We start from the raw sequence: 15,250 nt of genomic DNA, 5'->3' as shown, positions 1-15,250 counted from the left end.
TACCAAAAGGACGCCTGATAGTTCAGTTCTAAAGTTGTTAAGAGACACGCGTCGCTAGTAGATGTAAGTAGCGTCCAAGCCACTTATAGGGATCCAGTTGAGAGTAGCGTAACTCCATACGTATGACCGCTTCAGGATCATTATGCCCACCACGTTTTAGCGGCGAATAATCGTGGAATACGCGCAGTCCGCTGGCGATCAGAGTCTGATACTCATGCGCCTTTAGCCAAGCTTCAACCTCTTCCTTTGCAACCGGATGATTGGGCGTTAGGCTCTTTTTATTGTCGGCTTTATATTCAGTGTTATCTAATAAGTTAAAATTACCCATTATCAAGTTACGATAATCAAAACTCGCTGGATTATAAAAGCACAGCGATAATGCTCCATTATCGCATAATTGCTGGTCAAAAAAGTCCATTACCGCGGCAGGCTCTGCCAACCATTCAAGTAGCGCGTGACACATGATTAAATCAAATTTCTCCGTCTTATCAGCCAGCTTTTCTTCAAGCTCTTGATACGGGCATACATACCACGTAATATTCAATTTTTCATCGTTTGCACTACTTTGTGCAGCGCGCTCTTGGGCCTTCTCTAACATATTGGCTGAGATATCATTGATGACCAGTGTATGTCCTTGAGTCGCAAGCTCAATCGCAATTTGCGCAAGCCCTGCGCCCACATCCAAAATACGTAACGGTCTTCCAAGCGTGAGGCTCATCTGCGCGCAGTAGTCAAAAATATCACGGCGCAATACTGCTAATCGAATGTCTCCCTTTAAGCCACCATAGACCTTTTTTTCAAAGTGATCGGCAATCGCATCAAAACTGCGGTCAGTACGCACATCTTCTTTTAACGCTTGTACTGTCACATTTTTTGTAGAGTCTACCACATCGCTATTATTAATATATTGAGGATTGGTTGGCATAAAGGGTTGTCTATATCGGAGGATTTATGATGGCGTATCGTACAATAAAGCAGGGCGCTAATCTAGCGTTGACGTCTTTTTAGGATTGTTTTTAAATTGCATCAACACCCAACTCTGATTACGCGCTATTTGAAAAAAGTGGGCATTAAATGTTATTGCTAAATAACGGTCTTTATATATATCAATGGCAAAATTAGCCAGTGATATCAATGCTGTTGGGAAAGGTTTGTGAATCATGGTAATTGATGCAAAAAGTAGCGATTAATGAACTGTTTTGCTTGATTTTAATAGCACCTAGAACCCCCTAAATCAACAAATTTGTGCTAAAATAGTTTCTTTTATTCAACATTAAAACTATCGCTAATTCTCTATAGATTTGAATGGTTGCTAAGCCTTTTTTGATGGTCACTGTATTTATTATATAACGGCGCTTTGGTGCCGTTATTGTTGCCCATTATGGCTTAGATATGCCAATGCTAGAGAGTAGATGTGAGTGAGGGAGTGTATATGAGCGAATCGGTCAGTCCTATTGCCATTGTGGACGAATTAAAGCAGTCCTATTTGGATTATGCGATGAGCGTGATCGTCTCGCGCGCGCTGCCTGATGTGCGTGATGGGTTCAAACCCGTACACCGCCGTGTGATGTATGCGATGCATGTATTGTCTAATGACTATAACAAAGCCTACAAGAAATCTGCACGTGTGGTTGGCGATGTCATTGGTAAGTATCACCCACATGGCGATAGTGCTGTCTATGATGCCATCGTACGTATGGCACAGGATTTTAGCTTGCGTTACCCGATGGTTGATGGTCAAGGTAACTTTGGCTCAATTGATGATGATCCTCCGGCAGCGATGCGTTATACCGAAGTGCGTATGACCAAGTTGACCCACCAAATGCTTGCTGACTTGGATAAAGATACCGTCGATTGGGAAGACAACTACGATGGCTCTGAGCGTATGCCAAGCGTGTTGCCTGCGCGTATTCCTAACTTATTGATTAATGGTGCTACCGGTATTGCGGTTGGTATGGCGACCAATATGGCGCCGCACAATCTGACGGAAGTGATTAACGCTTGCTTAGCTTATGCTGAAAATCCGCAAATATCTGCTGAAGAGCTGATGTCGCATATCTCAGGTCCTGACTTTCCGACAGGCGGTATTATCTATGGTCGCGCCGGTATCTTAGATGCTTATCGTACTGGTAAAGGTCGCTTGCATGTACGTGGTCGATATATTATTGAGCCGATGAGTGAGACGGGTGTCAACCGTGACCGTGAGCGTATTGTTTTCACCGAAGTGCCTTATCAAACCAATAAAGCCAAGCTGATTGAGCGTATTGCAGAACTTGTGCGTGACAAAAAAATCGAAGGTATTACCGAGATTCGTGATGAGTCTGATAAAGACGGTATGCGTATCGCTATTGATTTACGTCGTGGCGAAACAGCGGAAGTGATCGTTAACAACTTGTTCCTGCAAACACCGTTAGAATCGAGCTTTAGTATCAATATGGTGGCGCTTGACAATGGTCAACCGAAGCTATTGACATTACGTCAGCTGATTGCAGCATTTGTACGCCATCGCCAAGAAGTGGTAACGCGCCGTACCATTTTTGAGCTCAATAAAGCCCGTGTCCGTGGTCATTTGCTTGAAGGTTTGACCGTTGCACTTGCTAATATCGATGAGATTATTGCGACGATTAAAGCGTCTGCAAACCGCGGCTTAGCTCGTGAAAACTTACTGGGTAATACTTGGGGTTCAGGTAGTGTTGTAGCGATGCTAACCGCTGCAGGCAGCCAGTCGGTACGTCCTGACTTTATCGAGGGCGAAGATCCAAAAGCGCCGTTTGGTCTGATTAATAATCAAGAAAGCTATCGCTTATCGCTTGAGCAGGTCAATGCGATTTTGGATATGCAGCTGCATCGTTTAACTGGTCTTGAGCAAGATAAATTAACTGAAGAATACCAAGACTTGTTGCGTGAAATCGCTCATCTAGAATCTATACTTGGCGATTTTGATAAATTAATGACCATTATCTCAAATGAGATGATTGAAATCCGTGATAATTTTGGTGACGAGCGTCGCACCGATATTATTGATTCGCGTATGGACTTTAACCGTGAAGATTTGATCCCAGAGCAAACGGTTGTGATGACGGTATCACGTACTGGTTATGCGAAAACGCAGCCCATTGACGATTATGTCGCGCAAAAACGTGGCGGTAAAGGCAAATCAGCGACGGCGATGAAAGAGGACGATGTGATTGATCACTTAGTTGTGACTTCAACGCATGCAACCGTACTGTGCTTTACTGATACAGGTCGTGTCTTTAGTTTACGTGGTTTTGAAGTGCCAATCGCCAGCCGCGGTGCCCGTGGACGTCCATTAGTGAATTTGATTGGCTTAAATGCTGATGAAACGGTCACAACGATATTGCCTATTCCAAAAATAGTAGAAGAGTTATCGGTCAAAGGCGAAACATCAGCAGATGCTCTAGTAGATAGTGATGATGATCTATTAGACGATAGCACGCAAGCAGAGCCGCCTTTTGTATTCTTTGCAACGGCGAATGGTACGGTGAAGCGCGTAGAGCTGAAACAGTTTGCCAATATTCGCTCGAACGGTTTGATTGCGGTTGGCTTAGAAGAAGGCGATAAATTGGTGAGCGCTCGTATCACCAATGGTGGCCAAGAAGTCATGCTATTTGCGTCAAGTGGTAAAGCGATTCGCTTTAATGAAACTGATGCTCGTGCGATGGGTCGTACGGCAAAAGGCGTCCGTGGTATGCGTCTGACTGCTGATGAATTTATCAAATCATTGGTTGTTATCGAAGATGATGTCCGCGAGATTCTGATTGCTTGTGAAAATGGCTTTGGTAAACGCACCTTTATCGAGGAGTTCAACACCCAAAATCGTGGCGGTGGCGGTGTGATTGCTATTAAAACTAGCACGCGTAATGGTGCGCTGGTTCGTGCTACCAAGGTGGATTCTACAGACGATATTATTTTAATCTCAGACAAAGGTACTTTGGTGCGTACCCCAGTTGAGCATGTAGCAAGCTCTGGTCGTAATACCCAAGGCGTCACGCTGATTCGTTTATCAAAAGATGAAAAGCTGGTTGCTATGGCGCGTGTTGAGCACGAAGAGGGTAACAATGAGCTGATTGATGCAATGAGAGAAGATGGAACGTTTGAAGTAAAAGGTCAAGAACAGATGGATGTTGATGCGGCGAATAGTGATGCTACAGAGACAGACTTTGATGATACTAGTCATACAGAAACTGACACTGACGAATAACGCTTTTATTAGTTAGCTTTTTGGTCTATTCTTTTATTACCTTTTATAAAAAAAGCCTCTGACGTTATCGTTGGAGGCTTTGTTTTTTTTTCTGTTTTTTAAGGCTGTTGTTATGCTTACGACCAATCAAACCGTTCAGGGAACTTTGGCTTCAGTATCATCAAGTTTTTTGTTTTCTTTGATGTTTCTATTTGGGCTATTTATGCTGCCATTAACGGGTACGCAGGTGGCTTCGTGGCGTGTATTGATGATGCTCCTGAGCCTAGTGCTATTGGTCAGTCTTACAAAACAGTGGCAGCATGTATTTGATTATCTCAAAACATTAAAGACGGCAAAAGAGTGGATTATTTTTGTACTGCCAACCCCGATTTTAGGTGGGCAGATTTGGCTGTTTATGTGGGGACCGGTCAATGGCTTTGGTCTTGATGTGACCTTGGGCTATTTTTTATTGCCGTTGGTCATGATTGTGATTGGGCGTTTTTTCTATCATGAACATATGAGTGTTTTGCAATGGTTAGCAGCGATATGTGCTGCGCTCGGTATCGGCTATGATATATTGCAATATGGCAGTATATCTTGGGTAACCGCATTTGCATGCTTGGGTTATCCGCCTTATTATTTGCTACGTCGTAAGCTTGCTGTGCCGCCTATTACAGGTCTGTTATCAGATTTGACGTTACTGACGCCAGTGGTGCTGATTATGCTTTATAGCAGCGGCGGCTTTAGTGTGGCGGCGCAAAATACCAAATTTTGGTACATATTACCCCTGCTAGGCGCTTTTAGTGCGCTTGCCATGTCTCTAACTATGGTTGCTAGTAGTAAGCTGCCAGTGTCGCTATTTGGCGCGCTCAGCTACATAGAGCCTATGCTGCTATTTGTATTATCTATTACTGTGTTAAATCAAAGTCTGGATGAAGGAGGTTCGTTATTCATGTATGGCATGATTACACTGGCATTGTTTATTATGATTGCTGATAGTATGAAAGGCTTTCTTATCCGACGCCGTGACAATCATTTGCATGGTTACCGAGAGCCGCAAGTTGGAAGTTTTCCACCGCGTCGCCGTTTTATCGACCATCGTATAGAAGGGGTATTAAAGGCGCACCGTTTTCGTAAAATCAGGAAATACCAACAGCGAATAGATAAAATCACTCGTAAAATCCAAGCGTTAGATTCAAAGTAGTTATTGATGTAATGATAAGTAGTGTGGCCCGATAAAAGTGGTTTGATAAGTCAAGCTACATAGTAAAGCTATAATAAAAACAGTAAGTGAGTTATTATCAAGCATTGTTATTAACTTAAATCGGGTTGTTTGATTTATTAAACTCCTTTATTTAAACAGAATATTGAAAAATTGACTTATAAAATCTGCTATTGAATACTCAAAACTTATTATAAGGATGGTTTATGCTACACCTTCATCACTTGGCAAACTCACGCTCATTTCGTATCTTATGGCTATTAGAAGAGCTGAATGCCGACTACCAACTGACCTGCTACCAGCGTAACAAAGCGTACCGTGCCCCTGACAGCTTAAAGCAAATACACCCGCTCGGTCATGCACCGATGCTAGAGGTCGATGGTCGTGTGCTGATTGAGTCAGGCTTTATCATCGAGTATCTATTAAAGCACTATGATAAAGAAAAGCAGTTTAAGCCTGCTGATGACAATGAAGCGGCGTGGGAGGCCTATACGTTTTGGCTACACTTTGCCGAAGCATCAGTGATGCCGCCGTTGGTCATGCGTTTGGTATTTACTAAAGTGGTTGAGCAGTCGCCGATGCTGATCAAACCTGTGAGTAAAAGCATCAAGAAGCAAGTCGAAAAAAGCATGATAAGCAAAAGCTTGACTGCCATACTCGATATGATGGAGCAGCATTTACAAGACAACCATTGGTTTGCCGGAGCAGAATTTAGCGCTGCTGATATTCAGATGCATCTGGCTGTGATCGGTGCCAATGCAGGCGCAGGTTTAGACAGTAGTAAATATACCAATATCTTAACTTGGCTTAAGCGTTGTGAAGAACGTGACGCCTTTAAGCGTGCAGAAGAAAAGGGCGGTCGTCTACGGTTTTAAGTGCGACGCTTATTATTAATTATTGATTTAATATAACAATAAAGGGCTTTGTTTATTTATAGACAAACCCTTTTTTTAGGATGAAAAATGACAGATTTGAATAAGTCGAATAATACTGACCATACCAACAGTGCTAATGAACAACCACTTAATGAAGTTGATAATAATGTGAATAGTCAGCAAGTTTCCATTAAAGCATGGTCGCAAAAACTGTTGGTAGTGATTCTATGCATTGCCAGCTTCTATGGTGGCTGGAAGTCGTATGAATCCAATATGGTCAATGAATGTACGGCAAATGGTGGACAGATGATTGAAGGTAAAAAAACCATGATATGTCAGTTGTCATAATGGCTCGTAATGATAACCAGCAGAGATAAGCGATGCTAAAACTCACTTTTTTGGGTACCTCAGCAGGCGTGCCAACCAAGCAACGTAATGTAACGGCGCTTGCCATCGAGTGCCTCAACCCTTACAGCTCAGGGACAAATCAACAGCAAAACAAGAAATCACGGCCGTGGTTATTGATTGATTGCGGTGAAGGTACGCAGCATCAGCTCTTACATACCAAGTTATCTTTACATCAGTTACAAGCGATTTGCATTACTCATGTGCATGGCGACCATTGCTATGGTTTGCCGGGGTTGCTAGCGAGTGCGGCAATGTCAGGACGTACTGCGCCGCTGATACTGCTTGCGCCAAAAGCGATTGCCACACTGCTTGATGCTCTTATTTTGACTACCGAATTGCACTTTCCATTTCCTATTAACTTTATGGCGATAGAAGATTTGCTATCTGAGCAAGATAGTAAAAATAAAGCTCCGGTAACTATCAGCTTAGACAATCAACATCAGCTTGAGATTGATATCACGCCGTTATCGCATCGCGTTCCCTCTTATGGCTTTGGTATCACCCAGACAATAAGTCGTCGCCACCTTGATAAGGACAAGCTGATAGCAGATAATATTCCAGCCAGCGCGCTGTGGGGCAGACTACAACAGGGCGAAGATGTTATGACCGAAGACGGTCGCAAGCTTCGTTCAACAGATTATGTCGATAATGAGAGTCAGCGTACAAGGGTAGTGGTGGCTGGAGATAACGATACGCCAGAGTGTCTTAACAATGCTATAGCCGATGCAGATTTACTAATTCATGAAGCTACATATACTCGTGAGGTATTAAATAAGATTCAGGCAAAAAATCCAAATTTTGATCCAATGCATAGTAGCGCGCAGTTATTGGGTCGATTTGCCCAAGACAATGGGCTTAAGAACTTAATCCTCACCCATTTTAGCGCCCGTTATCAGAGCTTTGACAATCCAAATAGCGGCACGCCAAATATGGCGCATATTCGATTGGATACCGAAAGTGTTTACCAAGGTAATCTATGGCTGGCAGCAGATTTTGACCAATATCTGGTGAATGGAACAGCGGAAGAGGTGGGTGATAGTATAGGCAGTCGCGTACAGTATTTAGGCTCTGCACGCGACTATAAAAATACATGATATGAGTTTTTAAGACTGACTGTCTTCAGCTGCTAATTGAGTCTGACCTATCCAATAACGACTGAACTGATACGCCACTCGACCAGAGCGTCCACCGCGTTCTGCTGCCCAGCGTAATGCGGCTGATCTGATATGGGTGGGTAACTCATCAATGCTGCCTGCACCTTTATTCTCAATATCACCGTGCATGTAATTATGACTAGTTTTAGCATCAGTTTTTTGCTGAATAGATAAATAATGATGCACAATGTATAAATACGTGTTTTGATCCATTGGATGAAAGGACAGCCATAAACCAAAACGGTCAGATAAAGACACCGTCTCATCAATGGTCTCATAAGGGTTAACCTCATCGGTTTGACCATTATAAATATTAACATTGTCTTTCATGAGCTGCGGTAGTAGATGGCGGCGGTTACTGGTTGCATAAACCAATAATTTGTCTTGCTCTGAATCCAGCGAGCCGTCTAACACACTTTTTAAGGTGCGGTAGCTTTCATCTTGACCATTAAATGCCAAGTCATCACAGTACACCACATAGCGACATTTGCAGTCAGCTGGTAAGGCTTTAATCGCTGCCCGTATTTTATCAAGCATCCGTAAGTCGTCGCGGGCAATTTCAATAATGCGCAGACCTTCATTATGATAGGCTTGAAGCAATGCCCGAATCAGCGATGATTTACCAGCGCCGCGTGTCCCTGTCATCAAGACGTGATTGGCAGGATAGCCTTTGAGGAATTGACGCGTGTTCTGTACCAGTTTTGATTTTTGCGTGTCGATACCATGTAGGTCGTCTAAATTTAAAAACAAATTAACCGCCAACGGCTCTAAATGTCCAGTCTGCCCACCGACCCAGCGATAAGCCAGCTGCGCAGGATCAATCTCAATGGTTGGCGTGATCTGCTCTTGTAAATACTGACTGAGCAGATCTAATAAATGGTCTGGCAGAGCATAATTCATAACGGGCTTAGTAGATTGGGGCATAATACTCAGTCGCTTATAAAAATTAAAATGACGTTTGGCTTACTAGATATATAAAGGCATCACTTTACCATGAAAAATAGTGCCAGTATTCCTCGTGTATTACAAGCAGATGCAAAACAAGCATTACGAACACAAGCGCAGCAAATCCTGCCAGCATTAACGGCATTCTTTTTCAGCCTAAATTATAGCGAGATCTCGCATCAACGACTTAGTCAGCAACATAATGGTAGTGACCTTGATTATCAGGGCTTGACGCGTGCCCAACATTTACAGTTTGGGAATGTGATGATTAAATGGCAGTTATATGCTAATGCTCATCAAGACCTGTCTGATTTGATCTATGAAGCTGACGTCCTAACATCTATAAACAACTTATCAAATAATCAAAGCAATCTCCAAAATAGCCTTTCTGCTATCGTGCCACCACTATTGTTTTATGAAAATATTACTTCGAAAATATTAGCGCAGCTGCAGCAGCTGACTATCCTGGTCATGCCTTATTATCCAAATGGCAGCTTGGCAAATCAGCTGAGCGCTCAAAGGCATTTATTATTTACACAAGCACAAAAAAATCAATTTATCCTACAATCTGCCAATCTTATTTACCATTTACATAATATCGGCTGGCTACATAATGATATTAAGCCCAGTAATATTTTACTAGAAGGTTTTTTGACAAATAATGCGGATGATAGCCGTATCACCTTTGATTTATTATTGACGGATTTTACTTTAGCGCGCACTCTTTATCAGCCAAGTGTGGCAAATATTGCTGGCACGCCTGCCTATCTTGCGCCTGAGCGCTGGCAAGGGTATGGCTCAACGGTTCAAAGCGATATATACGCTTTTGGGATTATGTTGTATGAGATATTAGTCGGCGAGCGACCATTTGCTGTTGATGCTCAAAGTAGTGATCCAATGATTGATTGGGCGACACAACATTGCCAACAGTCTGTTCCGACCTTGCCATTAGAATATAGTCGCTATCAGGACGTTGTTGATAAGGCATTGGCGAAGCGGATAGAGAAAAGGTATCAGAGTATGGGTGAGATGCTTTTAGATTTAGAAAGTATGGAATGGCAAGGTAACTGAGCCCAACAACTAAGGTTGAAGGGATAAATCTAGTAAATCCCAAACACAAAAAAACCTGCTAAAAGCAGGCTTTAATACTTGGTCTAAGATGTACTATCCGAAAATGGTGGGGCTGGAGAGACTCGAACTCTCACACCTTGCGGCGCCAGAACCTAAATCTGGTGCGTCTACCAATTCCGCCACAGCCCCATTTTCGTTACCTTATCATCTTTGGTGTTGATATTCAAACCCCATCGAGATAAATAACTGATTCGGTAGTGCGTCTCAGTGGTTGGCTATTATATAGAGTTTGAATAGTTTGGCAAGCCCTATTTGCACTTATTTTTAATTATTTAACCATTTTTTTTGCTGAATATCATAAATAATTGATATTACTGATTTTTTAATTCATATTTTTTATCACTTTATTCACACTAATATTACTCTTGATATGATGAGAGGTTCAGCTGCTGTAATTTACGGGTCAGTGTATTACGTCCCCAGCCAAGTAAATTGGCAGCAGCTATCTTTTTGCCGCCGCTATGATGGAGCGCTGCGGTTAGCAAGACCCGTTCAAACTCAGGTGTTGCTGTCTGTAAAATATCGGTTGCGCCAGCTTGTAGTGACTGCTTCGCCCAAATACCTAAAGCTTGTTGCCAGCTTTGGGTACCAAAAGTATCCTGACTTTGTAGATGATTATTTTCAATAGTGTCTTGTGAGGATACATGCTGCTGTTGATTGTCGAGAGTAGAGGATATGTTTTCGAGCAACTCTGGAGGCAAGTCATCGATCATAACGGTGTCGCCAGTCGCCATTACTGTCAACCAGAGACAGACATTCTCAAGTTGGCGGACATTACCGCGCCATTCAAAAGACTGCATCATTTGCATTGCTGCCGGATGTAGTTGTTTTGGTGCCGTATTCATCTGCTCAGCAGCGCGCTGCATAAAATAAGTGGTTAATGCTGGTACGTCCTCGCGGCGAGTCCGTAAGGGCGGTAATGGCAGGCGAATGACATTCAGGCGATAAAATAGATCCTCACGGAATTTGCCTTGCTTGACCAATTCTTCCAAGTTTTGATGGGTAGCGGCAATAATGCGTACATCTACTTTGACGGGCTGCTGACCACCCACGCGAAAAAACTCACCATTTGCCAGCACTCGTAGCAGCCGCGTTTGGGTACTAAAAGGCATGTCGCCGATTTCGTCTAAAAATAACGTGCCGCCATCCGCTTGTTCAAAACGACCTTGGCGTGAAGTTGTGGCGCCAGTGAATGCGCCTTTTTCATGACCGAACAATTCAGACTCAATCAAATCATGGGGAATTGCTGCCATATTCAGCGCGATAAAGGTTTTATTGTTTCGCGGTGAGTGCTGATGTAAGGCGCTAGCGACCAACTCTTTACCTGTACCTGATTCACCAGTGATTAAAACGGTAATCGGTGAGTGCGCAAGTCTACCAATGGCACGAAATACCGTTTGCATGGCTTGTGATTGACCAATGATGCCGCTTGGATTGTTATTAGTTTGGGGTTTGGGTTTTTCATGAGTTTTACTTTCAGCAGCTTTAGGGTCTTTTCTAGCTGCATCTGGCTTAATAGTAAAGTGGTCTTTAATCTTAGGCTTCACAGCAGCAACGGATACGATATCAGTAATTATACTCGTGTCAGGCTCGATTGAATGGTTTGATATGACTAGATTCGGCTGATAATTAATGGCTTTATAAATCGTTGCGACTGCATCATCTAAATCAAACGGCTTAGGCAGATATTCAAATGCACCAGTCTGATAGCTGCTAATGGCAGAAGTAAGGTCTGAATGCGCTGTCATAATGACAATCGGAAGCTTAGGAAAGTGCTTGTGTACCCAGTCACTAAAGGATAGACCATCCATCATCGGCATACGAATATCGGTCAATATCACATCGGGTAACAAGGCGGTTGACTCTGACGATTTTAGAATATCATTGAGGCGTGTCCATGCTGCTTGTGCTTGGGTAAAGCTGATAACTGTCAATCCAGCGTCTTCAAAAGTATCTGCAAGTACCATACGCAGCGCCGCATCATCATCGATGAGCCATAAAGTGGCAGGCTCATTATCAGGACTGTTATTGACCGTGACCATTGGCGTTCGCTCATTGCTTGTAAGAGATTGGGTGTCATTATACTGGGTCATGTATTTAGCCTAATAAGCAGTGAGAAGAATTGAGGTGAAGGCATTAATTTTCAGCAATTGGCTGATAAAAAGGCAAATAAAGAGTAAAACGGGTTTGACTATAATGGCTGTTTTTATTATCGACATTAGTGTTCGTGCTGGTGCCTTGCGATTGAGTAGAGCTGACATCAATCATACCATGATGACGGCTGATAATATCTTGCACAATGGATAAACCAAGCCCAGTTCCTAGCGCGCGACTGGTCACCATTGGGAAGAATATCTGCCCAATGATATCAGGATGAATGCCAGAACCATTATCGGTGATAGCAACTTGTAGTACTTGTTTATGTTGCTGCCCAGCAATCGTATGTTGAAAGGCAACACGCGTTTGAATATGGAGTTTGGGTTGATAGCCATCGTCAAAATCAAGATTATTAAGTGGAATATCTGATGTTGATTGACTGGATACGGCTGGCACGCTTTGCTGCAGTGTTTGTGCAAATTCCGTCATGGATTCGCAAGCGTTATTAATTAAGTTTAAGAAGACTTGAATCAGCTGGTCTTTATCAGCACAGAGTTCAGGTAACGATAAGTCATAGTCACGCTGTAATAAAACTTGCGGATATTGATGGATGATCAATGCCAAAACATGCTCTATTGGCTCATGAACATTGAGCATTTGCCAATGTGGTAATTGATTAGAACCAAGAAACTGCCCAATCAGCTGAGTTAGGCGATCTGTCTCTGAGATAATGATATCGGTATAGCTGCGTAATTTGTTAGCGGTTTTCTGTAGATGGTTATCAGGGTTTAAAGTCGGGCTCGATATAAGGCTAGGGTAGTCAGTATCAGTAGTGTGAGTATTAAAAGAGCGCTCACTAAATTTGATAAATTGACGCTGCAATAATTGTGCGGCACCGCGAATACCAGCCAACGGATTTTTGATTTCATGGGCAACTGAGCGCAGCATATGACGCGCAACATTGTACTGCTGCTGTTGGCGCTGCTCTTCTGAGATACGACTTTGGCGGTCTTTGCCCCATATCTCTATAATAAAGTAATTTTGCTGCTGATAAATAACAGGGGTCACGCTATAGTCAATCGAGAGTGATAAGTTGCCATTTAATGGGCTGTTTATCAGATGGTCATGGTCAATAAAAGGTTGTTGATACTGCTTCGCCTGATAAAAGCGTTCAGTCAAAGAGCAGGTTTTGTCTTTTGGACTGTCAATAAGTGTGCTGCTTTTGGTTTTCAACTCTTCGGGCGCAAGCAGCATCAATACCGACTGATTAAGCAATCGTCCACTACTGATCGCCAGTAGCTGCTCAGCTTGGGCATTTAGCCAAGTAATAGACAATTCATCATTGACCCACAAGATAGCCGTGAACAAATGCTGCGATATAAAGGTTAAGTCAGGCGTTGGTTTTGTGCTTATAAAATCAGCGGTCATGATTAATACCTAGATAAATAGAGGCTCGATATAATATTTAACCATAAATCAACACTATAGAGCGGCAAAACTGGCGATTTTTGTAAAAAAAACGTACAATGCGCACAGCCAATTTATCTCTAGCAAGGTTAGCCATGCCCAATATTTCTACCGAGTCCGTTAATACGACTATAGCCCCTTCACAGCCAGCTTCTATATCAAAAGACACTGCCACTCTCTTTAATCCTGCTAAGCCGACAGCAATGCCTGCGCAAAGCTCGACGGACAGTGTTCAACCTTACCATCATAAAGCCAATCATAATCAAAATCGTAGTGTCGAACAAAGCAGCGAGGTAGTTTCAGCGGCTTCAGCTAAAACGACAACAGCAACGACCAATGCCCCTGTCAATGCCGCGCCAAAGATTGGATTTGTGTCTCTAGGTTGTCCAAAAGCCTTGGTCGATAGTGAACGCATTATCACAGAGCTTAGCCGTGATGGCTATCAAGTAGCCAGTGATTATGAAGGCGCCGACTTAGTAGTGGTCAATACGTGCGGCTTCATCGAATCAGCGGTACAAGAGTCGCTCGATGCAATCGGTGAAGCTATCAGCAAAAACGGTAAGGTGATTGTGACAGGCTGCTTGGGTAAAGAGGCAGATAAAATCCGTGAAATGCATCCTGCTGTACTAGCAGTGACGGGCGCTCATGCTTATGATGACGTCATTAGAGCCGTCGCGTTGCATGTACCAAAGCCTGACCGTGGTTTGGATGCCAGTTATGACCCAAAAATAGATTTGATTAATGAGGCAGGTATCAAATTAACGCCTAGCCATTATGCTTATCTAAAAATATCAGAAGGTTGCAACCATCGTTGTACTTTTTGCATTATTCCAAGCTTACGCGGAGATTTGGTGTCGCGTCCGATTGACAGTGTGATGAATGAAGCGCTGGCGCTGAAAAAGGCTGGCGTGAAAGAGTTATTGATTATCTCGCAAGATACTTCTGCTTATGGTCTGGACTTAAAGTATAAGACAAGCTTTTGGAATGGTATGCCGCTCAAGTCTAAATTTTATGACTTATGCCAAGCGTTAAACGATTTGGGTATTTGGGTGCGTCTACACTATGTGTATCCGTATCCGCATGTGGATAAAGTCGTAGAATTAATGGGCGAGAAGAAATTATTGCCTTATCTTGATATTCCATTCCAACATGCCAGCCATCGCATTTTAAAAGCAATGAAGCGTCCAGCGCACAGCGAAAACACCTTGGCGCGTATCCATGCATGGCGTGAGATTTGTCCTGATATCGTTATTCGCTCAACCTTCGTTGTTGGCTTCCCTGGCGAGACAGAAGAAGATTTCCAATGCTTGCTTGATTGGTTAGTAGAAGCCCGTCTAGATCGCGTTGGTGCCTTTACCTATTCAGAAGTTGAAGGTGCGGTTGCCAATGACTTGCCAAATCATGTGCCAGAGGACATCAAGCAAGAACGTTACGAGCGTTTGATGACGTTACAGCAAGATATTTCAGCGCAAAAACTGCAAGAGAAAATTGGCAAAACCTTGATGGTATTGGTCGACGAAATTGATAGAGAAGAAGGTGTTGCGATCTGCCGTAGCTATGCTGACGCACCAGAGATTGACGGTCATGTCTATGTCGATGATATTGACGCTCAGGTCAAAGTTGGGCAGTTCTTAACGGTTACTATCGACGATGCTAGTGAATATGATTTGTTTGCCAGTTACAAAGGCTAAGCAGTCACTGTAATAGGCGCATGAAAATTGCCCAATTGTGGGCAGTTTTTGCTACAATT

Annotated in this window: 11 protein-coding genes and 1 tRNA gene; 7 read left to right on the top strand and 5 right to left on the bottom strand. The window is 43.1% G+C overall.

Annotation, left to right across the window (positions count from 1 at the left end):
- Positions 1–37: 37 nt before the first annotated feature.
- Positions 38–925 carry a methyltransferase domain-containing protein gene (locus tag FQ082_RS02470; protein WP_149491909.1) on the bottom strand — a complete coding sequence of 296 codons (888 nt, stop codon included), beginning with the start codon at positions 923–925 and terminating at the stop codon, positions 38–40.
- 507 nt (positions 926–1,432) lie between these two features.
- On the opposite strand from FQ082_RS02470, the gene gyrA reads away from it, so the two are divergent.
- The 5 genes from gyrA (at position 1,433) to FQ082_RS02445 (ending at position 7,800) form a co-directional block, all read left to right on the top strand.
- Complete coding sequence (gene gyrA / locus FQ082_RS02465) at positions 1,433–4,222, top strand: DNA gyrase subunit A (RefSeq protein WP_149491908.1); 2,790 nt, start codon at positions 1,433–1,435, stop codon at positions 4,220–4,222.
- Between the two features lie 112 nt (positions 4,223–4,334).
- Positions 4,335–5,405: an EamA family transporter RarD gene (gene rarD / locus FQ082_RS02460; protein ID WP_149491907.1), complete on the top strand. Its 1,071-nt coding sequence runs from the start codon at positions 4,335–4,337 to the stop codon at positions 5,403–5,405.
- Positions 5,406–5,629: 224 nt separating this feature from the next.
- A complete protein-coding gene (locus tag FQ082_RS02455) occupies positions 5,630–6,298 on the top strand; it encodes a glutathione S-transferase (RefSeq protein ID WP_149491906.1) in 669 nt (222 codons plus the stop codon).
- A gap of 87 nt (positions 6,299–6,385) precedes the next feature.
- Complete coding sequence (locus FQ082_RS02450) at positions 6,386–6,646, top strand: hypothetical protein (RefSeq protein ID WP_020443815.1); 261 nt, start codon at positions 6,386–6,388, stop codon at positions 6,644–6,646.
- Positions 6,647–6,678: 32 nt separating this feature from the next.
- On the top strand, positions 6,679–7,800 hold the full coding sequence (locus tag FQ082_RS02445) for a ribonuclease Z (RefSeq protein WP_149491905.1): 1,122 nt from the start codon (positions 6,679–6,681) through the stop codon (positions 7,798–7,800).
- 9 nt (positions 7,801–7,809) lie between these two features.
- Here FQ082_RS02445 and FQ082_RS02440 read toward each other — a convergent pair whose 3' ends face one another.
- Complete coding sequence (locus tag FQ082_RS02440) at positions 7,810–8,784, bottom strand: ATP-binding protein (protein ID WP_149491904.1); 975 nt, start codon at positions 8,782–8,784, stop codon at positions 7,810–7,812.
- A gap of 69 nt (positions 8,785–8,853) precedes the next feature.
- Between FQ082_RS02440 and FQ082_RS02435 the strand changes: the two genes are divergently transcribed.
- Entirely contained in the window at positions 8,854–9,876 is a 1,023-nt protein-coding gene (locus tag FQ082_RS02435; RefSeq protein ID WP_149491903.1) for a serine/threonine-protein kinase, read from the top strand.
- A 104-nt stretch (positions 9,877–9,980) separates the two neighbouring features.
- Here FQ082_RS02435 and FQ082_RS02430 read toward each other — a convergent pair.
- From FQ082_RS02430 to FQ082_RS02420, 3 genes are all read right to left on the bottom strand, one after another.
- Positions 9,981–10,065: transfer RNA gene (locus tag FQ082_RS02430), tRNA-Leu, on the bottom strand.
- A 230-nt stretch (positions 10,066–10,295) separates the two neighbouring features.
- On the bottom strand, positions 10,296–12,029 hold the full coding sequence (locus FQ082_RS02425; protein ID WP_149491902.1) for a sigma 54-interacting transcriptional regulator: 1,734 nt from the start codon (positions 12,027–12,029) through the stop codon (positions 10,296–10,298).
- Positions 12,030–12,072: 43 nt separating this feature from the next.
- Entirely contained in the window at positions 12,073–13,461 is a 1,389-nt protein-coding gene (locus tag FQ082_RS02420) for a two-component system sensor histidine kinase NtrB (RefSeq protein ID WP_149491901.1), read from the bottom strand.
- Positions 13,462–13,595: 134 nt separating this feature from the next.
- Between FQ082_RS02420 and rimO the strand changes: the two genes are divergently transcribed.
- Positions 13,596–15,191, top strand: a complete 1,596-nt coding sequence (gene rimO / locus FQ082_RS02415; protein WP_149491900.1) for a 30S ribosomal protein S12 methylthiotransferase RimO — start codon at positions 13,596–13,598, stop codon at positions 15,189–15,191.
- Positions 15,192–15,250: the final 59 nt, after the last annotated feature.

This window comes from Psychrobacter sp. ANT_H56B, from assembly GCF_008369245.1.
Lineage (GTDB): Bacteria > Pseudomonadota > Gammaproteobacteria > Pseudomonadales > Moraxellaceae > Psychrobacter > Psychrobacter cryohalolentis.
The sequence above is the reverse complement of the archived record's forward strand: the minus strand, read 5'-3'. Positions and strand labels throughout refer to the sequence as shown.

Coding starts and splice junctions, on each gene's coding strand:
- FQ082_RS02455 (WP_149491906.1), top strand. CDS start 5,630: ATGCTACACCTTCATCACTTGGCAAACTCACGCTCATTTCGTATCTTA.
- rimO (WP_149491900.1), top strand. CDS start 13,596: ATGCCCAATATTTCTACCGAGTCCGTTAATACGACTATAGCCCCTTCA.
- FQ082_RS02425 (WP_149491902.1), bottom strand. CDS start 12,029: ATGACCCAGTATAATGACACCCAATCTCTTACAAGCAATGAGCGAACG.
- rarD (WP_149491907.1), top strand. CDS start 4,335: ATGCTTACGACCAATCAAACCGTTCAGGGAACTTTGGCTTCAGTATCA.
- gyrA (WP_149491908.1), top strand. CDS start 1,433: ATGAGCGAATCGGTCAGTCCTATTGCCATTGTGGACGAATTAAAGCAG.
- FQ082_RS02450 (WP_020443815.1), top strand. CDS start 6,386: ATGACAGATTTGAATAAGTCGAATAATACTGACCATACCAACAGTGCT.
- FQ082_RS02420 (WP_149491901.1), bottom strand. CDS start 13,461: ATGACCGCTGATTTTATAAGCACAAAACCAACGCCTGACTTAACCTTT.
- FQ082_RS02470 (WP_149491909.1), bottom strand. CDS start 925: ATGCCAACCAATCCTCAATATATTAATAATAGCGATGTGGTAGACTCT.
- FQ082_RS02435 (WP_149491903.1), top strand. CDS start 8,854: ATGAAAAATAGTGCCAGTATTCCTCGTGTATTACAAGCAGATGCAAAA.
- FQ082_RS02445 (WP_149491905.1), top strand. CDS start 6,679: ATGCTAAAACTCACTTTTTTGGGTACCTCAGCAGGCGTGCCAACCAAG.
- FQ082_RS02440 (WP_149491904.1), bottom strand. CDS start 8,784: ATGCCCCAATCTACTAAGCCCGTTATGAATTATGCTCTGCCAGACCAT.